Source organism: Streptomyces sp. NPDC046909, from assembly GCF_040644695.1.
Lineage (GTDB): Bacteria > Actinomycetota > Actinomycetes > Streptomycetales > Streptomycetaceae > Streptomyces.
Genome location: NZ_JBEYXC010000004.1, coordinates 32194 through 55264 on the forward strand (window position 1 = coordinate 32194; position 23071 = coordinate 55264).

Consider the following 23071-nt stretch of genomic DNA (forward strand, 5'->3'; position numbering starts at 1 on the left):
GTGAGCGCTCCTGTGCATCCGGCCCGCGAGTTCTTCCTCGGGTCGGGCACTGTGACCGAGACCCGAGCGCCTTTGAGGGGGAAGGCGCCGCGTGGCCCCGACGGAGGATTCAGACAACCGTGGACGCGCAAGGCCGTGGGCGGGCGGACGACATCGACCCCGCAGACCAGTGGGTACTCAATCCGAGCACTGGCGAATACGAACTGCGACTGACTCCTTCCGCACCGCAATCAGCGGTGCCGGGACCCCGCAGATCCACCCCCCGTCCCAGCGACCTGGGAGGGGCGGGGCGCAGCCGTACGGCGGCCCCCGGACGCGGCCGTACGGCGCCCGCCGAGGCGCCCGGCCGTGATGTGCCGCCGCCGCGCAGACGGCGGGGCGCGCCCGAGGAGCCGCTGCCGGGGCGGCGCAACCGGCGGCCGGTCAAGAAGAAGGCCAGGGGCAAGAAAATACTGCTGTGGACCGGCGGCGTCATGGCGTTCGTCCTCGTCGGCACGGCCGGGTCCGCCTATCTGTACCTCAAGCACCTTGAGGGCAACGTCACGACCGAGGACGTCGGCTCGGTGGCCGACGACGGGTTCAGCAAGGACGAGGCCTTCAACATCCTGATCATCGGCACCGACAAGCGGACCGGGTCGGGCAACGAGGGCTACGGCGACAAGGGCAGCGTCGGTCACGCCGACACCAACATCCTGCTGCACGTCTCCAAGGACCGTACGAACGCGACCGCGATGAGCATTCCGCGCGACCTGATCGTCGACGTCCCCGACTGCGAGGTCGAGGGGGAGAACGGCACCAAGGAAGTCATCGCCGGGACTCAGAACGTCCGCTTCAACACCAGCCTCGGGCAGAGCGGCCGCAACCCCGGCTGCACCATGAAGACCGTCGAGGAGCTCACGGGCATCGACGTGAACCACTTCGCGATGGCCGACTTCAACGCCGTGAAGACGCTGACGACCGCCGTGGGCGGCGTCGAGGTCTGTCTCGCCAAGGACGTCGACGACCCCGACTCGCATCTGAAGCTGTCGGCCGGCAAGCACACCATCGAGGGCGAGACGGCCCTCGCCTTCGTCCGTACCCGGCACAGCTTCGGCAACCAGGGCGACCTGGACCGGATCAAGGTGCAGCAGCAGTTCATGAGTTCGCTGATGCGCAAGATGACCTCCGGCGACACCCTCACCAGCCCGACGAAGCTGATCAAGCTGGCGAACGCCGCCACCAAGGCGCTCACCGTGGACACCGGCATCGGCAAGGCCAGCACGCTCAAGGACGTGGCCCTGGAGCTGAAGAAGGTGCCGATGAAGAACATCACCTTCACCACGGTCCCGGTCACGGACAACCCCGCCGAGGTGGTCAAGGCGACCGTCGTGCCCGATGAGTCGAGGGCCCCGCAGGTCTTCAACATGATCAAGAACGATGTCTCCTTCACCGAGGTCAAGGCCAAGGAGAAGAAGGAGAAGGCGGCCGTCGCCGCCCGGCTGAAGGGCACCAAGTCCGCGGCCTCCGAGGTGCGGGTGCAGATCCTCAACGGCGGTGCCCCGGGCGGCAGCGCGCAGGAGGAGCTCACCTACCTCCAGACCGAGGCGGGCGTCACCAAGTCCGAGAACGCGGGGAACGCCGAGAAGACGCAGAAGACGACGACGCTCGAGTACGACCCCGACCAGGCGGACCAGGCGCGTCGGCTGGCCTCGATCCTGGGGCTGTCGGGATCGATGATGAAGCCGGGCGAGAGCGTCACCAACTCCCAGGGTCTGCCGACCATGACGCTCACTCTGGGAGAGGACTTCAAGGGGGCCGGAGTGAAGATGAACTCCACCTCGGCGACCGTCGCGAACGTCGACAAGACCACGGCGAACGAGGTCAAGTGCGCCAGTTGAGCATGTGAAGTGTGACCTGACAGGCCTGTCGTACGTCTAACAGGACGTGACGGCAGGCCTGTTCAGTGCTGCAAGGGTGGGGAGGGGACGGGGAGATGACCCAGAACAGTGTGCAGGGGGAAGGGACGCGAGGGGGCGTCCAGCGGGGGCGGGAGGGGGCCGCGGAAGGACTCTCGGAAGGGACGGTGCAAGGCCTCTCGGAGGGGAGCGGGGGCAGACACGGCAGACGCCGGGCGGCGGCGCCGCGGCGGGGGCGCCGGGTGCTGCGATGGTCCGCGACCACGCTGTCGGTGCTGATACTCGGCACGGCCGGCGCCGGGTATCTGTACTACGAGCACCTCAACGGCAACATCGGCAAGGGCGAGCGCAGCAGCGGTGACTCCAAGGCGAAGAAGGCCGCGCCGAACGCGGCCGGGCAGACCCCGCTGAACATCCTGCTGATCGGCTCCGACAGCCGCGACTCCGACGAGAACGTGAAGCTGGGCGGCAGCAAGGACAACCGGGGCAATCCGCCGCTGGGCGATGTGCAGATGCTGATCCACCTGTCCGCGGACCGCAAGAGCGCCGCCATGGTGAGCATCCCGCGCGACACCCGGGTCGACATCCCCGAGTGCACCGACCCGAAGACGGAGAAGGTCTTCCCGGCGACCAACGACCTCATCAACACGACGCTGGGCCGTGGCGGGGCCGGCTGCACGCTGGCCACCTGGGAGAACCTCACCGGGGTCTACATCGACCACTGGATGACGATCGACTTCGCGGGCGTGGTGCGGATGGCGGACGCGGTCGGCGGGGTCGAGGTCTGTGTGAACCAGAACGTGTGGGACCACCCGACGGCCAAGGTGCCCGGCGGCTCCGGGCTGAAGATGAGAGCCGGCCGCCACGACGTCAAGGGCAAGGAGGCCCTCCAGTGGCTGCGCACCCGGCACGCGTGGGGCAGTGACCCGCTGCGGGCGCGCGCCCAGCACATGTATCTGAACTCGATGATCCGCACACTGAAGAGCCAGAACGTCTTCACCGACGGCGGGCGCCTGATGGACCTGGCCGAGGCGGCCACGAACTCCCTGACGGTCTCCGAGGAGATCGGCTCCGTGAAGAAGCTGTACGGCCTGAGCAAGCAGCTCAAGTCGGTGCCGACGGACCGGATCACCATGGCGACGATGCCGAACATCCAGGACACGGAGAACAAGGAGCACCTGCTCCCGGAGCCCGCGGGCGCCGCGAAGATGTGGCAGATGCTCCGCGACGACGTGCCCTTCGACGACAAGGGCACGGACGCGAAGAAGAAGACCTCGACCGAGAAGGTCTCCAAGGACCCGGCGGCCGCCGACGGCCAGATCGGTGTCCTGGTGCAGAACGCCACGCGCTCCAGCAGCCTCGGCCCGGTCGGCGGCCGGGCGCGGGCCGTCAGCGACCTGCTCGTGCAGAAGGGCTTCGCCCGGGCGGCGGCGGACACCTCGGGGTCGTTCGCCGAGGAGAAGACCGTGGTGCGCTATCCGAGCGCGGACCTGGAGGGTGACGCCCAGCGGATCGCCAAGTCGCTGGGGATCCCGCTGAGTTCGGTGAAGAAGTCGAGCGAGGTCTCGGGGGTCACGCTCGTCGTGGGAGCCGACTGGCGGGAGGGGACGACGTACCCGAAGCAGTCCGATCCGAAGGCCGGGGACCTGCCGTCGAACTCCGACGAGATCAACGGGGCGGACAGCAGCCCATGCATGGACGTGTACGGGCCGTACCAGTGGTAGAGGGACGGTTGCCGTAGCGAACCGAGGGGGGTCTGTGGGGGTTCACAGGCCCCCACAGCAAACTCCTAAACACCTGCCTGATGATGAGCCGTGCTCACGTCCCCCGGGCCACGGATGTGCTTCGACACCCCGTTCGACAAGGGTTCTCGCGTACGCTTCCGACCAGGCGGACCAGGCACACAGCCGACCGCCGGGCTTGGGGAGGCTCGGTGGTCCGTCAGGTGGCGCAGGGTGGGGAGGGCAGGGAGTTGGCGCAGAGCGTGCATGGAGAGGTGCCCGCGGTCGAGGACACGATGTCCCTCACACCGCAGGCCCCGGCTCCGCCGGCCGAGCACGGCAGGGGGCGGCGCAGAAAGGACGGCCGGAAGCGTACGCGGCGTGTGCTGCGCTGGACCGCGATCACCGTGGCCGTGGTGATCCTCGGTGCCTCCGGCGCCGGTTACCTCTACTACCGGCACCTCAACAGCAACATCAAGAACGACGCCCTGAACATCGGCGACGAGAAGGACCGCGCCGCCGAGTCCAAGGCGAACGCGGCCGGCCAGAAGCCCCTGAACATCCTGCTCATCGGGTCGGACGCGCGGGACACCGCGGAGAACCAGAAGCTCGGCGGCGCCAAGTCCACCTTCGGCAGCGCCCCGCTGGCGGATGTCCAGATGCTGGTGCACGTCTCGGCGGACCGCTCCAACATGTCGGTGGTGAGCATGCCGCGCGACACACTGCTCCAGATACCGAAGTGCACCGACCCCGACACCGGCGAGGTGTACGCGGCGACCACCACCCGCACCATGACCAACCAGTCGCTCGGCCGCGGCGGCCCCGGCTGCACGGTGGCGACCTGGGAGAAGCTCACCGACATCCACATCGACCACTTCATGATGATCGACTTCTCGGGTGTGGTCTCGATGGCGGACGCGGTCGGCGGTGTCCCGGTCTGTGTGGACGCCAACATCTACTCCCACACCTCCACCGGCAGCGGCTCCGGCCTGAAGCTGGAGAAGGGCACCACGTCGATCAAGGGCAAGCAGGCCCTTCAGTGGCTGCGCACGCGCTACGGCTTCGAGGACGGCAGCGACCTCGCCCGCGCCCGCGCCCAGCACATGTACATGAACTCGATGGTCCGCCAGCTGCGCGAGAACGCCACGCTGACCAACCCGGGCAAGCTCCAGAACCTCGCCGAGGCCGCCACGAAGGCGCTGACCGTGGACGACGGCCTGGACACCGTGAAGAAGCTGTACGACCTCGCCGACCAGCTGCGCCAGGTGCCCACCAAGCGGATCACCATGACGACGATGCCGAACCGGTACGTCGGCGCGCGCGTCGAGCCCACCGAGGACGCCGACACGCTGTTCCGGCTGGTCCGCGAGGACATCGCGCTCGACGGCAAGGACAAGAAGAAGACCACGACGGAGACCACGACCTCCGACAAGGCCGCGGCGGACGACAAGATCGGTATCCAGGTGCAGAACGGCACCCGCACCGACACCCTCGCGCCGGTCAGCGGCCGTGCGACCGCGGTGACCGAGCTGCTGGTCTCCAAGGGCTTCACGCAGTCCGCGGCGGACACCTCGACGGCGACCGCCGCGGAGAAGACGCTGGTGCGCTATCCGAGCGTCGACCTCAAGGGCGACGCCCTGCGGGTGGCCAAGGTCCTCGGCATCCCGACCAGCTCCGTGAAGAAGTCCACGGACGTCTCCGGCGTCACCCTGGTCGTCGGCGCGGACTGGCGGTCCGGGACGACGTACGAGGCCCCGGAGGAGTCGGACACCACGCCGGACACGGCGGACGCGATCAACGGCGCCGACACCAGCAAGTGCATGCACGTGAACTCCGACTACACCTGGTAGCCGGTGGCCCGGCGGGCATGACGAGGGCCTACGCCTCCGTCAGCACCGCCGGGCGGCGGGACGCGATGACCTTCCTCGCCAGTGACTTCGGGCTGGTCAGAAAGCCGAAGCCCCACGACATGTGCATGGTGGCCAGCGCGACGGGGATCTGGAGCCGCGCCTTCAGCGGCAGCCCCTTGCCCGCCGGGAACGAGCCGAGAAGGATCGCCGCGAGATAGCCGCCCGGGATCACGAACCCGAGCGGGGTCACCGCCGCGCCCACCACCAGGCCCGCCGCGATCGCGACGACCGCCGTCGGCGGGGCGAGGTAGCGCAGGTTGATGGAGCCGGAGTGGTAGCGGGCCACGACATGGCGCCAGCGGCCGTAGTCCTTGTACTGCTTGGCCAGCGCCTTCACGCTCGGCCGCGGACGGTACGACACCTTCAGCTCGGGCGAGAACCAGATCAGCCCGCCGGCCTCCCTGATCCGGAAGTTCAGCTCCCAGTCCTGGGCGCGGATGAACTCCTCGTTGTAGCCGCCCTGCCGCTCCAGCGCCTCGCGCCGGAACACCCCGAGGTAGACGGTCTCGGCGGCCTGGGCCTCGCCGCCGGTGTGGAAGGCGGCGTTGCCGACCCCGATCTTCGAGGTCATCGCGGCGGCCACCGCGTGCTCCCAGTCGTTCTCGCCCTCGGCGTGCATGATGCCGCCGACGTTCTGCGCGCCGGTCTCCTCCAGGAGCCGTACGGCGGTCGCGATGTAGTTGGGCGAGAGCATGCCGTGGCCGTCGACGCGGACCACGATCGGGTGGCGGGAGGCCTTGATCGCGGCGTTCAGCGCGGCGGGCGTGCGGCCGGTGGGGTTCGGGACGGTGTGGACGCGGGGGTCTTCGCGTACGAGCTCGGCGGCGATCTCGTCCGTACGGTCCGTGGACGGACCGATGGCGATCACGACCTCCATCTCGCCGGCGTACTCCTGCGCGAGGATCGCTTGGACGGCTCCGCGCAGATGCCGTTCCTCGTTGAGGACGGGCATGATCACAGACACGGCGGGGAGCTGCACGTCGGGCTTGGCGTTCATAGGGGGCTCACGTTACCGCGAACGGGGGACACCGGTGCGCCCGCCCGGGGCGGCGGCGACGGCCGCAGATCGTATCGGCCTACGGTGCTGATGATCCCATGTACGGCCCTCGCGGAGGTGTCCCCCATGCCCACGCCGCCCCGCCGCTCCCCCGCCGCCCGGCCCCGACAGCGGCCGCCCGTACGGCGGAGGAAACCGCGTTGGGCCGCACGGGCGGTGACGACGCTCTCGGTGATGGTCCTCGCCTCGGCCGGGATCGGGCACGGGGTGATCAGCAGCCTCGACGCGGACATCGCGCGCGTGGACCCCTTCAAGGACATGAAGAACCGCCCGAGAGCCGGTCACGGCATGAACGTCCTGCTCGTCGGCACCGACGGCCGGGACAAGATCACCGAGGCCGAGCGGCAGAAGTACCGGCTGGGCGGCGCCCCCTGCCACTGCACCGACACGATCATGATCGTGCACATCTCGGAGGACCGGGAGCGCGCCAGCGTCGTCAGCCTGCCGCGCGACTCGTACGCCATGACGCCCCCGCACACCGACCAGACCACCGGCGAGAAGCACCACGGCCACCCCATCAAGATCAACGCGGCGTACGCGGAGGGCGGCCCGAACCTCACGGTCCGCACGGTCGAGAACATGACCCACGTCAAGATCGACCACTACCTCGAAGTCGACTTCACCAGCTTCATGAAGACGGTCGACGTGCTCGGCGGCGTGAAGATCTGCACCGCGGACCCCCTCAAGGACTCCTACACGGGCCTGGACCTCTCCCCCGGCACCCACACCCTCATGGGCGGCGAGGCCCTCCAGTACGTCCGCTCCCGGCACATCGACGGCGCCGCCGACCTCGGCCGGATGAAGCGCCAGCAGCGGTTCATGGCGGCGCTCATCGACCGGGCCACGTCCTCCGGGATCCTGCTCAACCCGATGAAGTTCCGGGACATCACGAGGGCCGTGCTCGGCTCGGTCCGCGCCGACAAGGGCTTCGGCACGGACGAGCTGCTGGACCTGGGACGGGCGATGCGCAACTTCTCGCCCTCGTCGTCGGAGTTCACGACGGTCCCGATCGGGCAGATGGGATTCGCCGTGAAGGGCGTCGGCTCCACCCTGAAATGGGACCCGAAGAAGGCCGGCCGCCTCTTCCAGGCTCTCCGCGACGACAAGCCGCTCGCCGCGCACAAGCCGAGGAGCAGGGCCGTACGCGTCGCCGTCGCCCCGCAGCAGATCCGCGTCCAGGTCGAGAACGGCACCGCCGTCTCCGGCCTCGGCAAGCGTGTGGACGCGGGGTTGGCCGCGACCGGCTTCCGCACCACCCACCAGCCGGTGACCTCCGCGAACCGCACCGTGAAGCGCACGATCGTCGCCTACGACCCCCGCTGGGACCGCTCCGCGAAGTCCCTCGCCGCCGCTCTGCCCGGCAGCGAGCTGCGGGCCGTGAAGGGGCAGGGGGCGGTGCTGAAGGTGATCGCCGGGGCGGACTTCCGGCGGGTGCGGGAGGTGCGGGCGGAGGATCCGTATCAGGGGGAGTTCGGGGTGGTGACGGGGGACGAGGTGGGGTGCACGTGACCCGCGCCTCGTGACAGGGCTCAGTCCTCGAACCCCTCCGCCGCCCGCTTCTCCCGCAGCTCCATGATCGCGCGGCGCCGGGCCAGCCGGTGGGTGCGGCGGATCTGGGCCTCCTGGTAGCGGCGCTCGTCGCGCTCGGTCTCCGGGAGGACGGGCGGGACCCGGCGGGGCTTGCCGTCGGCGTCGACCGCGGCGAAGACGAGGTAGGCGGAGCCGACCTGGGTGGCGGGGTCGGACTCGTTCCAGCGCTCGGCGAGGACCCGTACGCCGACCTCCATCGAGGTCCGGCCGGTCCAGTTGACCTGGGCCTTCACATGGACGAGGTCGCCGACGCGGACCGGCTCGAGGAAGGCCATCTCGTCCATGGAGGCGGTGACGGCGGGCCCGCCGGAGTGCCGTCCGGCCACCGCGCCCGCCGCGTCGTCGACCAGCTTCATGATGACGCCGCCGTGCACCGTCCCCAGAAGGTTGGTGTCGTTGTGGGTCATGATGTGGCTGAGGGTGGTACGGGACGCCGAGGTGGGCTTGCCCGGAATGTCGGACTCCGCTGGAGGGGCCTGCTCTGTCATGGCCTCCACCTTATGCCGACGCCTCGTCTGCGGACTTTGTGTTGGGTTCGCAACAGCAGTGCCCTGATTTTCCTACGACCCTTGTAAAGGACACAGTCGATCCCTGCACACTTGGGCCCATGAACGATTGGCCCGACGCTTGGTCCGACGAGAACCGCGGCAACCGCTACGGACGCGGCAGCGCGAGCGCACAGCCCGAGGGCGCGCGCTCCATGCGGCAGGTCCGCCGGCCCGCCTCGGGCGCGTACGGGGGCGGCCCCGGCCAGTCCGCGCCGCCCTACGGCGGCGGAGTCCCGCAGCAGCCCGCGTACGGCAACGGCGGGGGCTACGGCGACGACACCTCCGTCGACGGTTACGACAGCGGCTACAACACCGGCCAGGTGTACGGCACCCCCGGCGGCGGTGGCCCCGGCGGCGGACCGGGCGGTCCCGGCCGTACGCGCGAACCGCGGCCCGCGCCGAACTGGCGCCGCCGGATCAAGTGGACGGCGATCACCGTCGTGACCGTCCTGGTCGTGACGACGATCGGCACGTACTTCTGGGCCGACTCCAAGCTCAACCGCGAGGTCGACCTCTCCAAGGTCATCGACCGGCCGGACGCGGGCGAGGGCACGAACTACCTGATCGTCGGTTCCGACAGCCGGGCCGGGATGTCCGCCGAGGAGAAGAAGAAGCTCCACACCGGCTCCGCCGAGGGCAAGCGCACGGACTCGATGATGATCCTGCACACCGGCTCCAACGGCGACACGCTGGTCTCCCTGCCGCGTGACTCGGACGTGGAGATCCCGACGTTCGTCGGCTCCGAGTCCGGCAAGACGTACAAGGGCACCGGCCGGCACACGAAGCTCAACGCCGCGTACGCCGAGGACGGGCCCGAGCTGCTGGTCCGGACGGTCGAGTACAACACCGGGCTGCACATCGACCACTACGTCGAGATCGGCTTCGCGGGCTTCGCGAACATCGTGGACGCGGTCGGCGGCGTCGAGATCACCATCCCCAAGGGCGGCATGAAGGACACCAAGTCCGGCGCCGACTTCGAGGCGGGCAAGCAGACCCTGAACGGCGAGCAGGCCCTCGCCTTCGTCCGCACCCGGTACGCCCTCGCGGGCTCCGACCTGGACCGCACGAAGAACCAGCAGAAGTTCCTGGCCGCCCTCGCCAACCAGGTGGCCACCCCGAGCACGGTCCTCAACCCCTTCAAGCTCTACCCGACCATGGGCGCCGGCCTCGACTCCCTCATCGTCGACAAGGACATGGGGCTGTTCGACCTCGCCGACATGTTCTGGGCCATGAAGAGCGTCAACAGCGGCGACGGCAAGTCCATGAACATGCCGATCTCCGGCTCCACGGGCGGCAACCTCGTCTGGGACAAGGCGAAGGTGAAGACGCTGGTGGAGGAGCTGAAGAACGACGAGAAGGTGACCGTCTCGGGTGGCTGACAGAGCGGGCGGGGCCCCCTTCGACGCGGTGCTCTGCGACGTCGACAACGTTCTGCGGTCCTACGATCCCTCCGGGCTGCACGCCCTGGAGCGCGCCGCGGGCCTCACCGAGGGCACCACCATGAAGGTCGCCTTCGCGCCGGACGTCATCGAGCCGGTGCTGCTGGGCCGCGTCGACCAGCAGGAGTGGGTGCGCGCGATCGCGGAGGGACTGACCGGGCCGGTGCCCGAGGCGACCGCTTGGGAGCTGGGCACGGCCCTGCTGGAGTCGCCGTTCGCCGCCGACCGGACGGTGGTGTCGCTGCTGCGGCGGGCCCGGACGCGGGTGCCACTGGCCCTCGTGAGCAACGCGAACCTGCGCCTGGAGGACGACCTCGACGTCATGGGCCTGTCCGACCTCGCGGACCACGTCGTCAACAGCGCCCGGGTCGGCCTCGCCAAGCCGGACCCCCGCATCTACCGGCTGGCGGCCTCCCTGGTGGGCGTCCGCCCCGAGCGGTGCCTCTTCGTCGACGACAGCGAGGAGAACGTGACGGCCGCCGCCGCGCTGGGCATGCGCGCCCTCCACTTCCGTGAAGCGGCCGATCTGGAGCGGGCGTTGGAGCCGCTGTTCCGGTCGGCCTAGACCGTCCCGTGCGCGAGCAGCGCGAAGTGCGGCAGGGCCAACTCCCCGCCTCCCACGTCGAATCGGGCGCTCAGCCGCTCGTACTCCCGCCGGATCCGTACGACCGTCCCCGCGTCCTGCGCGGCCAGCATCAGCCCCACCGTCGTCAGGCCCGCCGCCACGCCGCCCCACCATTCCTCGACCGTGGTCCGGTGCTCCCAGGCGAGTTCGGTGCAGTGCGCGGCGGTGAAGCCGGTCTCGTGGAGGAGGCTCGTGGCGCCCTCCGGGGTGCGGGCGAAGTCCTCGGCGGGGGCCAGGTGGGGGAGGTAGGGCGGGCGTACCGCGCCACCCGCGCCGCAGGCCCGGCCGAGCAGGCCCTGTCCGGTGCCGCGCCGGGTGCCCCAGAAGGTCAGGGCGACCCGGCCGCCGGGGCGCAGGACGCGCCGGAGTTCCGCGAGGACGGCGCGGGGACGGCCCATGTGGTTGAGGGAGAAGTTGCCGACGGCCACGTCGAACTCGCCGTCAGGGAAAGGCAGTTCAGGCAGTACGGCGACCTCCGCCGCGACGCCCTTCGCACGCGCCGCCGCGACCATCCCGGCATCCGCGTCCACCGCACGCACCCGGGCCCCACGCCCCAGCGCCGCCACGGCCGCCGTACCGGTCCCGGTGCCGACGTCGAGGACATACGCGCCCTCCGCCACCCCGGCCGCGTCCAGCAGCGCCTCCACCGGCCCCGCGCACAGCCGGGCGAAACTCCCCGCGTACGCCTCCGCGCGCCCCGCCCACATGGCCCGCTCGGCGGCGTCGAAGGCCTCGGTCTCGCCGTTCGCCGCGCCCCCGGTCACGCGAAGTCCCCGTAGGCCAGGTGCCGTTCGGGGTGGTGGCGGAAGGCCGGTAACGGTGAGGAAATCGAAGGGGGCATGGCGGAAGCCTGCCGTACCCCGGTCGAGGCTCACCTCGCGGGGTGGCCGCAGCGCGGTCGAGGGGCGTCCCTCGGGGCGCCCCTCGAACGGCTTCAAGCCGGTGTCACATCGTGGCGCCCGCCATCGAGCGGCACATGTCCGCGCAGCGGCGACACGCCTCCGCGCAGCGCATCATCTGTTCGTCGTCCGGCATGGCCATACACGCCTCGGCGCACATCTCGCACGCCTTGGCGCACATCGCGCACATCTCGGCCGACATGGGCGAGCGGCGCATCATCATGTCCGCGCACATGCGGGTCATCTCGGAGCAGTCCATGAGCGCGCGCATGATCTGCATCTGCGCCTGGCCGCCCATCTGCATGCAGGAGCTCATGGTCTCCTCGCACATGCTGTGGCACGACATGCACGCCTCGACGCAGTCCTGCATCGCCTTGCTCATCGCGGTCATTCCGGGCTGGGTCATGGCTCCTCCTGAGGGGGGTGCGGGAGCCCGGGGCGGGCCCCGTCGCCTTCCGTCCTACGCCCGCCGGGCGCGGGGCGCCATCGGGCGGACGCGGACAATCCGCTCCGGAGCCGAAGACTGTAGGACCGTACGGGTGACGGTACGGGTCAGTCGCGCAGGCTGATCCGGCCCCGCTGGCGCGGGCCGTCGAACTTCGACCGGTCCACCGCGGGTCTCGGGGCCGGGGCGGCGGCGATGAGTTTGATCGTCTCCCGGCCGGCCAGCGCGGTGCGCCACTGGGCGAGGTGCGGTCTGCTGCCCGTCGGCCCGGCCGCCTGTCCCCACAGGGCCCTGACCGCGTTCTCGCGCCGGTCGTCCAGGACCCCGGGCAGCAGGGTCAGCGGCTTGCCGGGGGCCGTGTAGGCGTCCTGGCTCAGCACCCGCCCCACCACCAGGGCCACCTTGTAGCGGTCGCTGTCCACGGTGACCGTCCCGGGCGGGGCCAGCGGATCGTGCCAGTCCGGGGTGTCCGCCTGCTGGAGGACCGGCGGCCGCCCCACCAGACGTACGCCGTCGCAGTCCAGGAGATACGGGGCCGGCCCGGGCCGTACGGTCCACAGCACGTTCGCCTGCGAGACGTCCCCGACGACCAGGCCCAGCTCGTGCAGCCACCGGAAGAGCTCGACGACCGCCACGACGAGGGCGTAGCGCTCGGCCGGGGACGGCTGCGCCACCTCCTGCCAGGCCGCCTTCGGGGCCCGCAGGAGATACGACAGCTCGGTCAGCCGGGTGTCGCCGCGCGAGGTCCGCCAGGTCATGGCGTCGGGGGCGCGGTGCATGAGGAAGCCGGTCACCCGGCCGGCGTCCACGACCCGGCACAGCGGCCAGGCCGTCTCCCGGTCGAGGCGGGCCCGGTCGGACGCGGCCAGCCCCTGGCGCAGGGCCACGAGGGCCGCCAGCTCGTTGCCGTCGGCCTTGTGCGGCTCGCGGTAGCTCTTGTACAGCAGCCGGCCCGGACCGCCGACGTCGTACACCTCGCCCTGGCCGCCGTCGCCGACGCGCTCGCCCAGCGTGAGTCCGCCGAGCGGCACATCGGCTCCGTCGTCGGCGCTCACGGGGTGCCCTCCCACAGGACGACGGCGGTGCGGTCGTCGTCGTACGACTTGACCCGGTACTGGAGCTGCCACAGGAAGTCGGCCGGGCCGGGGACGCTTCCGGTGCCCCACGCGGTGCGCAGGAAGTCCCGCATCCCGGCGTCGCCGGTGAGCGGGGTGGACAGGCCGTCCGTGCACAGGACCAGTACGTCCCCGGGGAGCACCGGGGCCAGGAGCCGGGCGTGGGCGGTCTGGCTGTGCGGGAGGGCCGCGGTGCGGGTGTCGATCATGCCGTCGCCGCTCTGGTCGGCGTCCGTGAGGGAGAGATGCCACTCGTCGGCGCGCAGCAGGGCGGTGCCGCCGTCGCCGATGGCCAGGAAGCCGCGGGTGCGGACCGTGCCGTCCAGCGGGGCGAGCAGGGCCCGCAGGGTGGTGGCGTACGCGGCGGGGTCGTCGCCCCGCTCGTGCGCGTGGTGGGCCAGGAGGGTGCCGACGCGCCGCACCGCCTCGTTCACCACGGCGCCGAACGCCTCCTGGTCGCCCGTGCGCAACGCCGTGGCGAGTTCCGTGGCGGCGGCGTCGAGATGGATCGCGATGAGCCGGCAGGCCTCCTGCGAGCCGACGTGCGAACGCGCGGCCGACCCGACGCCGTCCGCCACGACGAGCAGCAGCAGCTCGTCGGCGCCGGGCTCACCGATGCGGGTCACGGCCAGGGAGTCCTGGCGGGGCTCGTTCTGGTAGCGGTGCGAGTCGCCGCGTACGGAGGCCGCCCGCACGGTCAGCGCGCCGTAGGCGGCGCCGTCCACCACCATGTCCGGGATCAGTGCCGCCGTGGGGTCCTGCCGGACGGCCGGCACGCCGCCGGGCACGGCCGGGTAGAGGGGCGGCTTGCGGCCGGAGTGGGGTGGGATTCCCAGGGTGGGGACGGGCGTGGGGACGGGGGTGGGGGTGGGGGGTTCTTGGGGTGCCGGGTCCGGAACCGGGGCGTCCGTACTCGCCGGAGTGTCCGGTTCGGCCTGGGGAGCGAAGACCTGGTCGACCGTGCGCCAGGTTTCGTCCAGGGAGTCCGCAGAGTCCGCGGACTCTGTCGCCGGTGCCTGGTCGGCGTACGACGGCTCGGCGTTGTCGTAGAGCGCGTTCGTGTCCTGGCCCATCAGTGCCGCCTCACAGCTTGTCGAGGGAGACGGTGGAGAAGCCGGGCACCGTGTCGTCCACGGCCAGGGTGAAGCCGTCGCCGCCGTCCGCCGCGATGCTCCCGGCGGAGCGGACGATCGAGCGGGTCAGGCTGGAGGCGAACTCGCGCAGGGCCTGGGCCGCCGACACGGTGGTGTCCTTCTGGATGAACGCCCGGAAGTTCGCGACCTGCGCGATCGTGGCCTCCTCCGCGTCCCCGATGCCGAACGCGATGATCTTCGGGCAGAACCGGGACTGGGTGAGCTCCTTGTACGCCTGCTCCCACTCGCCCGGGTCGGTGGGGATCCCGTCGGACATGAAGAAGGTCACCGGGCGGTACACCTCGTGACCCTCGGCCTTGAGCGCGGCCACATCGGCCTCGATGCAGCGCAGCAGCGTACGGAACGCCTCCCCGTACGAGGTGAGCCCGCCGGCGCTCAGCGCGGGTACGTCGTCGATGTCGCTGAGGTCGACCAGCGGTTGCAGCACGGTGGCGCTGTCGGAGAAGCCGATGAGGCTGAAGCGCGTCTTGTCGGCGACGGTCGGGTTGGTGCTGATCTCGTGGTGCAGCTCCGGGAGCGCGCGGTTGATGGAGTCGACCGACTCACCGATCATCGACCCCGACTCGTCACAGAGCAGGTAGAAGGGCAGAATCTGCAAGGTTTCGTACCTCCGTGCGAAGCGGACGAGGCGCAGTGGGTGCGGCTCAGTAGGTGTAGAAGTAGATCTCGATGTCGGCGTGGCCCGAGGAGGCCCCGCCCTTCCAGAAGTCGCGGGTGGTGGCTCCCCGGAACATGTCCGGACGGGCCTTCGCCAGCAGCGAGTTGACCTCGTGCGCGTAGGCGCCGCCGGCCCCCGGGTCGCTGTGCCGGCCGAAGGTCAGTACGAAGGCGGCCTGCCGGCCCTTGTAGCGCGCCGTCGCCTCGCGCAGCCCGCTCACGATGGCGTCCTTGTCGCCGCTCCGGGCGTCGAGCGCCACCTTGACCGGCTTGCGGACGACGGCCCGCGGCCCCTTGTTCTCCGGCTTCTTGGGCTGCGCGGAGGCCGAGGCGGACGCGGACGACGAGGGCCTGGCGGCCTCTGCCGCGAGCGGGTCGCCCTGGTCGCCCATCGCCACCAGCGCGAGGACGAGCAGCATGTCCGCGAACAGCCATCCGGCCAGGTGCAGCGGCTGGAACCTGCGGCCCTTCACCGCGGCCGGACCTCGACGGCGTGACCGGCGGACTCCACGGCGACGGCCGGGACCGGGGTATCGCCGTCATGAGGGTTCTCGGGGTCGCCGCCGTTGGCTGTACGCGCCGACCGGTCCGCGTGGTCCGACCGGTTCGACCAGTCCGCCCGGTCCGCCCGGTCCGCCCGCAACTCGTTGGCCAGCTCGGCGAACCTCTCGGCCGCCGTGCGCAACGCGGCTGTCTGGGAGCCCAGTTCGTCCACCGTGCGCCGGGACTCCTCGACCGCGTGGGCCGTGCCCTCGGCGATGTCGCCGAGCCGGTCGAGCAGTTGCCCGGACACGTCCGAGGTGACCTCGATACCGGTGGTGTAGGCGCGCTGGGACGCCGCGAGCACGGTGACCGACTCCTCGACCCGCTCCCCGGCGTCCGCCACGGCCGCGCGCACCTCCCCGCTGGCGTCGCGGACGTCGTCGAGCGCCTTGCGGACCTGCACCGCGCCGTCGCCGACGGCGGCCTCGATCCGGCCCGCCGCGGTCTCCAGGGGACGGACGGAGGCGTCCACACCGGCCAGCCGGCGCTCGGCGGACTCCACCGCGTCGCCCACGACCGTGGCCGCCGTGGACAGGTCCTTCTGGACGCGCAGGGCCTTGTTGCCCAGCTTGTTGAGGGTCGTGGCGGCCGCGGTCAGCTCGGCGGCGAAGCGCTGCGGAGAGGCGAGCCGTTGCTGGTGCAGCAGCAGCTGGGCGCGGGTGAGCGCCGGGACGAGGAGCGCCATCAGCTCCTGGGCGCCCTGCTCGGCGGCCTCCTCCCGGCGGGCCACGGCGGACCGGCGCAGACCGTGCACGAGGACCAGCGTCAGCAGGACGAGGATGGCGACCGTGGCGCTCATCGCCACATGGCCGAAGGTGAACAGACCGGTGAGATGCCCCTCGAAGCCGGACTGCCACAGCTGGAGGAACGGCCGGGAGGCGGCCTTCGGGTCCGCCCCGGTCAGGGCGCCGTACGCGCTGGACGCCCGGGTCAGCCCGTACCAGGTGATGGTCAGCGGCACGAAGACCAGCGCGCCCAGCACCGCCTCGGCGTAGGACCAGACCCTGGGTTCCGCCGGCCGGCCGGTGGCCGCGTGGACGCTCTCCGGCCGGGCGTAGGCGGCGAGCAGGTCGAGTTCGGTCCACGGTTCGAGCGCGCCGGTGTCCTGGGAGCCCAACGCGTCCGCGAGCGCGGTCAGTTCTTGTCTCCGGGTCTCCAGCGCGGGCCGTTCGGCCAGATCCTTGATGCTCTGCGCGACCACATGACGGTCCATCAGGCTGCCTGCCGGCATGCCCACCCCCACAACACGACGGACGAGAGGGCGAGTTGACGACACCGGTGGATCCCCACCCGTACCAAGTGCCCCCGTGCCCCCGCCGGTTCACACGCACCCGACGTGCGACCGAAGGATCAGAGAGTACTACCCGACGCACGCGCCCCGCATAAACTCCCGGCACACGCCCGACTACCGAGCGGCGTGACAAGGGGGCGAAGTTGAGCGACGACGGCCGCCCGCGCGGCACCATCCGCCTGAGGCCCGCCGCGCGCACCGACCTGGTGCTGACGAAGGCGGCGCCACGGGCCCGGGTCGCCGGGCGCGGCGTACTCCAGGTGAACCTCAACTGGTCGGCGGCGACGGAGGCGGACCTCGACCTCGGCTGCCTGGTCGCCTGCGCCGACGGCTCCGGCCTCGCGGTGCAGCCGCTCGGCAACGCGTTCGGCTCGCTCACGCAGTGGCCGTACGTGGCACTCGACCAGGACGACCGCACCGGCGCCTCCGCCGACGGGGAGACGGTCCGGGTCGACCTCGCACGGCGCGAGCACTTCCGGCAACTGCTGTTCTACGTCTACGTGTACGAGGGCGCGGTGGACTTCCGGCGCCTGGGCGCCGTCGCCACCGTCACCGCGCCCTCCGGCGGCTTCCGCATCGCCCTCGACGACTCCCCCGACGGCGCCACGGGCTGCGCCATCGCGCTGGCCACGCCGGAACCGGACGGGCTGGCGGTGCGCCGGGAGGTCCGCTGGTTCACCGGGACCCGGCGGCAGTCCGTCCAGGAGCGGATGGACCGGGCGTACGGGTTCGGGTTCGACTGGGTGTGGATGACGAAGGACTGAACCGCTCTCGAAACGGTGAGGGGCGCCCGGACATATATCCGGGCGCCCCTCACCGTTCGGCCGTTACGGCAGGTTGCGGGCCATCACGATCCGCTGGACCTGGTTCGTACCCTCGTAAATTTGTGTGATTTTCGCATCGCGCATCATGCGCTCGACCGGGTAGTCACGGGTGTACCCGTACCCGCCCAGCAGCTGGACCGCGTCCGTGGTGACCTCCATCGCCACGTCCGAGGCGAAGCACTTGGCCGCCGCGCCCTGGAAGGTGAGGTCCTTGTCGCCGCGCTCGGAGGCGGCCGCGGCCTGGTAGGTCAGGGCGCGGGCGGCGGCGATCTTCATGGCCATGTCGGCGAGCATGAACTGGATGCCCTGGAAGTCGGCGATGGCCTTGCCGAACTGCTTGCGCTCCTGGACGTAGCCCTTGGCGTAGTCGAGGGCGCCCTGGGCGACACCGAGGGCCTGCGCCGCGATCGTGATCCGCGTGTGGTCCAGCGTCTTCATCGCCGTGGCGAAGCCCGTGCCCTCCTCGCCGATCATGCGGTCGGCGGGGATGCGGACGTTGTCGAGGTAGACCTCGCGGGTCGGGGAGCCCTTGATGCCGAGCTTCTTCTCGGGGGCGCCGAAGGAGACGCCCTCGTCGGACTTCTCCACCACGAACGCCGAGATGCCCTTCGAGCGCTTCGTCGGGTCCGTCACGGCCATCACCGTGTAGTACTCGGACTCGCCCGCGTTGGTGATCCAGCGCTTCACGCCGTTGAGGATCCAGTGGTCGCCGTCGCGGACCGCCTTGGTCTTCATGCCGGCCGCGTCGGAGCCCGCGTCGGGCTCGGAGAGGCAGTAGGAGAACATGCCGTCGCCCTTGGCGAGCGGGGTCATGTACTTCTTCTTCAGCTCCTCGGAGCCGGAGAGGATCACCGGGAGCGAGCCCAGCTTGTTCACCGCGGGGATGAGGGAGGAGCTCACGCAGACGCGCGCGACCTCCTCGATCACGATCACCGTGGCCAGCGCGTCCGCGCCCGCGCCGCCGTACTCCTCGGGTACGTGCACGGCGTGCAGGTCGTTCGCGACCAGAGCGTCGAGGGCCTCGCGCGGGAAGCGCGCCTCCTCGTCCACCGCGGCGGCGTACGGCGCGATCTTCGCCTCGGCCAGCGAGCGGATGGCGTCTCGGAGCATGTCGTGCTCCTCGGACGGGCGGTACAGGTCGAAGTCAGCCGATCCGGCCAAGGTGTCTCACGCTCCAAATGCGCTGCGTTGCCGACGCTAATTACCGTTAAGTAACTCAAATTTTAGGGGCCCGCCCACGGGAGTGATACGTGAGCTTGGCGACAGAGGGAAAAGTGCCCGCGGAAGGGCTCCGCCACGCCCCGACTAGGATCGGTCAGCGCACCGAACGACGTCCCTCTCTGGAGCACCCATGAGCCTCAAGATCACCGTGGTCGGCACCGGCTACCTCGGCGCCACCCACGCCGCGGCCATGGCCGAACTCGGTTTCGAGGTGCTCGGTCTTGACGTCGTACCCGAGAAGATCGCCATGCTCCAGCGCGGCGAGGTCCCCATGTACGAGCCCGGCCTGGAGGACCTGCTGCGCAAGCATGTCGCCGGGATCGAGGGCTCCACCGGGCGGCTGCGCTTCACCATGGACTTCGCCGAGGTCGGTGCGTTCGGTGACGTCCACTTCGTCTGTGTGAACACTCCGCAGCGGCACGGCGAGTTCGCCGCCGACATGTCCTACGTCGACTCCGCGATCGCCTCCCTCGCCCCGCACCTCACCGGCCCCGCCCTCGTCGTCGGCAAGTCCACCGTCCCGGTCGGTTCCGCCGACCGTCTCGCGACCTACCTCGCCGAGCACGCGCCCGCCGGCGCGGACGCCGAGCTGGCCTGGAACCCGGAGTTCCTGCGGGAGGGCTTCGCCGTGGACGACACGCTGCACCCCGACCGGATCGTGGTCGGGGTGCGCAGCGAGCGGGCGGAGAAACTGCTGCGCGAGGTGTACGCGACGCCGGTCGGCGAGGGGACGCCGTTCGTGGTCACGGACTTCCCGACCGCCGAGCTGGTGAAGACCTCCGCGAACTCCTTCCTCGCCACCAAGATCTCCTTCATCAACGCGATGGCGGAGGTGTGCGAGGCCGCGGGCGGCGATGTCGCCAAGCTGGCCGAGGCGATCGGGTACGACGACCGGATCGGGAAGAAGTTCCTGCGGGCCGGTATCGGCTTCGGCGGCGGCTGTCTGCCCAAGGACATCCGGGCGTTCCTGGCGCGCGCCGGTGAGCTGGGCGCCGACCAGGCGCTGTCCTTCCTCCGCGAGATCGACTCGATCAACATGCGCCAGCGCGGGCAGATGGTGGAGCTGGCGCGGCAGGCGCTGGGCGGCGGTTCATTCCTCGGCAAGCGGGTCGCGGTGCTCGGCGCCACCTTCAAGCCCGACTCGGACGACGTACGGGACTCCCCCGCGCTGAACGTCGCCGGGCAGATCCACCTCCAGGGCGGCCAGGTGACGGTGTACGACCCCAAGGGCATGGCCAACGCCCGCCAGGTCTTCCCGACCCTCGGCTACGCCGACTCCGCCGTGGCGGCGGTCCGGGGCGCCGACGTCGTACTGCATCTCACGGAGTGGCGGGAGTTCCGCGAGCTGGACCCGGCGGCCCTGGGCGAGGTGGCGGCGACGCGGCTGATCCTCGACGGACGCAACGCGCTGGACCCGGAGGTGTGGCGCAAGGCGGGGTGGCAGTTCCGGGCGATGGGCCGCCCGACGGCCTAGTCCCTGGTTGTTTCAGTCCCCGGTCGTACAGGCGGCGCCGGTTCGGCCGAGGCTCAGTCGGCCGAACCGGCGCCTTCCCGCATTCTGCACCACTTCCCCACACGGGGAGCGGGGACCCGGCAACGTCCGCTCCAGCAGGCCTACTTGGCCCGGTAGCGGCGCATCTTCGCGCGGGCTCCGCAGACCTGCATCGAGCACCAGCGGCCGCGTCCGGCGGGGCTGCGGTCGTAGTACGCCCAGTGGCAGGTGGCGGCCTCGCAGGCCTTCAGCCGCTGCCAGGTCCCCTCGACCAGGGCTTCCGCGACGGCCGCGGCGACGCGAGAGAGCAGGGGGCGCCCGTCGGCCGCGGTGAGCGCGGCGGACCCGTCCTCCTCGTCGACTTTCAGGACCAGCGGCGCCGCCGCCAGCAGCTCGCCCAGCGGGGTCACCTCGCGGTGCGGCGGGTGCCCGGCATGCGCGAGCAGGGCCGCACGCAGCGATTCGCGCAGTTCACGAGCTCGTACGACGTCGTCGGCGCCGTCCGCCAGACCGAACCGCGCGCGGCCGTCCGCCGTGTCGAGGGCGTCCGCGCCCGACTCGATGTCCAGCGTGTTCACCAGGGCCTCGACCAGAGCCAGGCCTCCCGGTGCGGCCGATCTCTCACTCATGCTTGCGACGTTACCGCTTCTACGGCAGCATGCAGTAACAGTTACTGCTTGACCGCTTCTAGAGGTAACACTGGAGGAAGTCATGGCTCTCGCCAAGCTGGGCGTCGTCGTCCTGGACTGTCCTGACCCCCGTGCACTGGCCGAGTTCTACGCCGGGGTCCTGGGAGGCACCGTGGAGGGTGACGGAGACTGGGTGGATCTGAAGGTGCCCGGCGGACAGGCGCTGGCCTTCCAGGCGGCATCCGGGTTCGTGGCGCCGCGGTGGCCGTCGCCGGAGCACTCGCAGCAGTTCCACCTGGACCTGACGGTCGAGGACATGGACGCGGCCGAGAAGGAGGTGCTGGCGCTCGGCGCGAAGACCCTGGACGCCGACGACCGCGCCCGCACCTGGCGTGTGTACGCGGACCCGGCGGGGCACCCGTTCTGTCTCTGCGCCTGCTGAATCAGGAGGGTCCGCCGTGACTGTGGCACGTTTCCGCTCCGTCGTGATCGACTGCCCCGACCCGCTCGCGCTCGCCCAGTTCTACGCGGCGATCGTCGGCGGCACGCCCCGCGTCGAGGATGCCGACTGGGTGGTCCTGGAGGCACCCGGCGTGCCGCGGCTCGCCTTCAATCTCGAACCGGGGTTCCAGCCCCCGTCCTGGCCGCGCGAGGGCGGCAACGCCCAGCAGTTCCACCTCGACCTCGACGCCGGGTCCACCTGGGAGGAGGTGGACGCGGCGGAGAAGACGGTGCTGGGGCTCGGGGCGCGGCCGCTGCTCGTGGCGGACGTGGAGGACTTCCGGGTGTACGCCGATCCGGCGGGGCATCCGTTCTGCCTCTGCCGGATCGAGCACCCGTAGCGGGCGGGTCCACCCGTCCTCGGACCTACCCGTCCAGGTCCGAGATCTTCGCCGTCGACGGCTCCCGCCGCTCCCGCGCCGCGCGTGCCGTGAAGTCGGAGCCCCGTAGCACTCGCTGGACGTTGCCCCAGGTCAGCAGGGCGATGTCGGCCTCCGACCAGCCGCGTCGCAGCAGCTCGGCGATGAGGTGCGGGTAGCAGGAGGCGTCGGCGAGGTCCTGGGGGTGGGCGGTGCCGGCGTCGTAGGTGCCGGAGAGGCCTACGCACTCGGCGCCCGCGAGGGTGCGGACGTGGTCGAGGTGGTCGGCGACGTCGCGGACGGACGGGCCGGTCTGCTCGGCGGTGAGCGGCACCATGCACAGGCCCTTGGCGGCGCCCAGCTCGACGAGCAGTTCGTCGGGGAGGTTGGCGGGGTGGGGGCGCAGGGCGCGGGCGGCGGAGCGGGTGCACACGACGGGCGCCTTGGAGACGGCGATCGCGCGGCGGACGGTGTCGGCGGAGGCGCCGGAGAGGTCGGCGAGGACGCCGAGCCGGTTCATCTCGCGCAGCACCTCCTCGCCGAACCGGGTCAGCCCCGCCTCGCTCGCCCAGCTCACCCCGGTGAGGGTGAGGACGCGCAGCCCGAGGGCGTGCAGTGAGCGCAGGATGCCGAGCGAGTCGCCGAGGGCGGCGGCTCCGGCGGGCCCGAGCAGGACGGCGATCCGGCCGCAGTGCCGTACGTCGGCGGTCTCCCCGGAGGTCCGGGCGAGCCGCAGCCCCTCCGGATGCGCCCCGACGACGGTCTTCACGAGGTCCAGCTGCTCCAGCGTGGCGCCGACGGCCCGGTCGCCGCCGATGCTCTCGGGCAGGTGCAGCGACCAGAACAGCGCGCCGACGTGCCCTTCGCGCAGCCGCGGCACATCGGTGTCCACGGAGCTCTCGCCGAGTTCCAGGTCGAACCACGGCAGGTGCCGCAGGGCCCACGGCAGGCCGCTGTACCCGTCGGCGACGGGATGCGCGGCGAGGATCGCGTGCGCCCGCTCCAGGGGCTCGGTATCCGGGTCGGAGACCGGCGTGTAGGGCTCCGGGGCCGCGAAGGGGTCGGGCAGGTCGTCGAGCTCGCCGACCTCGGTGGTGGTGTGCAGTTCGTCCTGGAGGTCTGCCATGGCGGGCTCCGTACGTCGTGATCGGCGACA

The 23071-nt window shown here is 71.1% G+C and carries 22 protein-coding genes; 10 read left to right on the forward strand and 12 right to left on the reverse strand.

Annotated elements, in window-relative coordinates:
- Nucleotides 1-119 precede the first annotated feature (119 nt).
- The 3 genes from ABZ928_RS13215 to ABZ928_RS13225 all read left to right on the forward strand — a co-directional run bounded on the left by ABZ928_RS13215 (nt 120) and on the right by ABZ928_RS13225 (nt 5466).
- The gene (locus ABZ928_RS13215; RefSeq protein ID WP_361517707.1) at nt 120-1877 is read left to right on the forward strand and encodes an LCP family protein; all 1758 of its coding nucleotides are present in this window, start codon (nt 120-122) and stop codon (nt 1875-1877) included.
- Between the two features lie 95 nt (nt 1878-1972).
- Complete coding sequence (locus ABZ928_RS13220) at nt 1973-3619, forward strand: LCP family protein (protein WP_361517709.1); 1647 nt, start codon at nt 1973-1975, stop codon at nt 3617-3619.
- A gap of 293 nt (nt 3620-3912) precedes the next feature.
- Entirely contained in the window at nt 3913-5466 is a 1554-nt protein-coding gene (locus tag ABZ928_RS13225; protein ID WP_361518901.1) for an LCP family protein, read from the forward strand.
- Between the two features lie 28 nt (nt 5467-5494).
- On the opposite strand, the gene ABZ928_RS13230 is transcribed toward ABZ928_RS13225, so the two are convergent.
- Entirely contained in the window at nt 5495-6523 is a 1029-nt protein-coding gene (locus tag ABZ928_RS13230) for a glycosyltransferase family 2 protein (protein WP_361517711.1), read from the reverse strand.
- Nucleotides 6524-6649: 126 nt separating this feature from the next.
- On the opposite strand from ABZ928_RS13230, the gene ABZ928_RS13235 reads away from it, so the two are divergent.
- Entirely contained in the window at nt 6650-8092 is a 1443-nt protein-coding gene (locus tag ABZ928_RS13235) for an LCP family protein (RefSeq protein ID WP_361517713.1), read from the forward strand.
- Nucleotides 8093-8112: 20 nt separating this feature from the next.
- On the opposite strand, the gene ABZ928_RS13240 is transcribed toward ABZ928_RS13235, so the two are convergent.
- Nucleotides 8113-8661, reverse strand: coding sequence for an acyl-CoA thioesterase (locus ABZ928_RS13240; RefSeq protein ID WP_361517714.1), 549 nt, complete (start codon nt 8659-8661; stop codon nt 8113-8115).
- A 119-nt stretch (nt 8662-8780) separates the two neighbouring features.
- On the opposite strand from ABZ928_RS13240, the gene ABZ928_RS13245 reads away from it, so the two are divergent.
- Complete coding sequence (locus tag ABZ928_RS13245) at nt 8781-10100, forward strand: LCP family protein (protein ID WP_361517715.1); 1320 nt, start codon at nt 8781-8783, stop codon at nt 10098-10100.
- Entirely contained in the window at nt 10093-10725 is a 633-nt protein-coding gene (locus ABZ928_RS13250) for an HAD-IA family hydrolase (protein ID WP_361517717.1), read from the forward strand. Before ABZ928_RS13245 ends, ABZ928_RS13250 begins: the two co-directional genes overlap by 8 nt.
- On the opposite strand, the gene ABZ928_RS13255 is transcribed toward ABZ928_RS13250, so the two are convergent.
- The 7 genes from ABZ928_RS13255 to ABZ928_RS13285 all read right to left on the reverse strand — a co-directional run bounded on the left by ABZ928_RS13255 (nt 10722) and on the right by ABZ928_RS13285 (nt 16829).
- Nucleotides 10722-11549 carry a class I SAM-dependent methyltransferase gene (locus ABZ928_RS13255; RefSeq protein WP_361517719.1) on the reverse strand — a complete coding sequence of 276 codons (828 nt, stop codon included), beginning with the start codon at nt 11547-11549 and terminating at the stop codon, nt 10722-10724. The genes ABZ928_RS13250 and ABZ928_RS13255 overlap by 4 nt on opposite strands.
- Nucleotides 11550-11730: 181 nt before the next feature.
- Entirely contained in the window at nt 11731-12090 is a 360-nt protein-coding gene (locus ABZ928_RS13260; protein ID WP_361517721.1) for a four-helix bundle copper-binding protein, read from the reverse strand.
- A gap of 146 nt (nt 12091-12236) precedes the next feature.
- Nucleotides 12237-13184 (reverse strand): hypothetical protein, encoded by a 948-nt coding sequence (locus ABZ928_RS13265; RefSeq protein ID WP_361517722.1) that lies wholly within the window; start codon nt 13182-13184, stop codon nt 12237-12239.
- Nucleotides 13181-14317 carry a protein phosphatase 2C domain-containing protein gene (locus ABZ928_RS13270; protein ID WP_361517724.1) on the reverse strand — a complete coding sequence of 379 codons (1137 nt, stop codon included), beginning with the start codon at nt 14315-14317 and terminating at the stop codon, nt 13181-13183. The genes ABZ928_RS13265 and ABZ928_RS13270 overlap by 4 nt, the downstream gene beginning before the upstream one ends.
- Nucleotides 14318-14327: 10 nt before the next feature.
- Nucleotides 14328-14996: a VWA domain-containing protein gene (locus ABZ928_RS13275; RefSeq protein ID WP_361517725.1), complete on the reverse strand. Its 669-nt coding sequence runs from the start codon at nt 14994-14996 to the stop codon at nt 14328-14330.
- A gap of 46 nt (nt 14997-15042) precedes the next feature.
- Complete coding sequence (locus ABZ928_RS13280; RefSeq protein ID WP_361517727.1) at nt 15043-15528, reverse strand: hypothetical protein; 486 nt, start codon at nt 15526-15528, stop codon at nt 15043-15045.
- The gene (locus tag ABZ928_RS13285) at nt 15525-16829 is read right to left on the reverse strand and encodes a methyl-accepting chemotaxis protein (RefSeq protein WP_361517729.1); all 1305 of its coding nucleotides are present in this window, start codon (nt 16827-16829) and stop codon (nt 15525-15527) included. The genes ABZ928_RS13280 and ABZ928_RS13285 overlap by 4 nt, the downstream gene beginning before the upstream one ends.
- Before the next feature lie 203 nt (nt 16830-17032).
- Here ABZ928_RS13285 and ABZ928_RS13290 point away from each other — a divergent pair, with 203 nt between their 5' ends.
- A complete protein-coding gene (locus ABZ928_RS13290) occupies nt 17033-17653 on the forward strand; it encodes a tellurium resistance protein (protein ID WP_361517730.1) in 621 nt (206 codons plus the stop codon).
- A 63-nt stretch (nt 17654-17716) separates the two neighbouring features.
- Here ABZ928_RS13290 and ABZ928_RS13295 read toward each other — a convergent pair whose 3' ends face one another.
- Complete coding sequence (locus ABZ928_RS13295) at nt 17717-18874, reverse strand: acyl-CoA dehydrogenase (RefSeq protein ID WP_361517732.1); 1158 nt, start codon at nt 18872-18874, stop codon at nt 17717-17719.
- A 190-nt stretch (nt 18875-19064) separates the two neighbouring features.
- Here ABZ928_RS13295 and ABZ928_RS13300 point away from each other — a divergent pair, with 190 nt between their 5' ends.
- A complete protein-coding gene (locus ABZ928_RS13300; protein ID WP_361517734.1) occupies nt 19065-20408 on the forward strand; it encodes a UDP-glucose/GDP-mannose dehydrogenase family protein in 1344 nt (447 codons plus the stop codon).
- Between the two features lie 140 nt (nt 20409-20548).
- On the opposite strand, the gene ABZ928_RS13305 is transcribed toward ABZ928_RS13300, so the two are convergent.
- A complete protein-coding gene (locus tag ABZ928_RS13305; RefSeq protein WP_361517736.1) occupies nt 20549-21055 on the reverse strand; it encodes a CGNR zinc finger domain-containing protein in 507 nt (168 codons plus the stop codon).
- A gap of 82 nt (nt 21056-21137) precedes the next feature.
- On the opposite strand from ABZ928_RS13305, the gene ABZ928_RS13310 reads away from it, so the two are divergent.
- Both ABZ928_RS13310 and ABZ928_RS13315 read left to right on the forward strand, forming a co-directional pair.
- Nucleotides 21138-21497 (forward strand): VOC family protein, encoded by a 360-nt coding sequence (locus tag ABZ928_RS13310; protein ID WP_361517738.1) that lies wholly within the window; start codon nt 21138-21140, stop codon nt 21495-21497.
- A gap of 16 nt (nt 21498-21513) precedes the next feature.
- Nucleotides 21514-21897 carry a VOC family protein gene (locus tag ABZ928_RS13315; RefSeq protein WP_361517740.1) on the forward strand — a complete coding sequence of 128 codons (384 nt, stop codon included), beginning with the start codon at nt 21514-21516 and terminating at the stop codon, nt 21895-21897.
- 25 nt (nt 21898-21922) lie between these two features.
- Here ABZ928_RS13315 and ABZ928_RS13320 read toward each other — a convergent pair whose 3' ends face one another.
- The gene (locus ABZ928_RS13320; RefSeq protein WP_361517742.1) at nt 21923-23041 is read right to left on the reverse strand and encodes a dipeptidase; all 1119 of its coding nucleotides are present in this window, start codon (nt 23039-23041) and stop codon (nt 21923-21925) included.
- Nucleotides 23042-23071 lie beyond the last annotated feature (30 nt).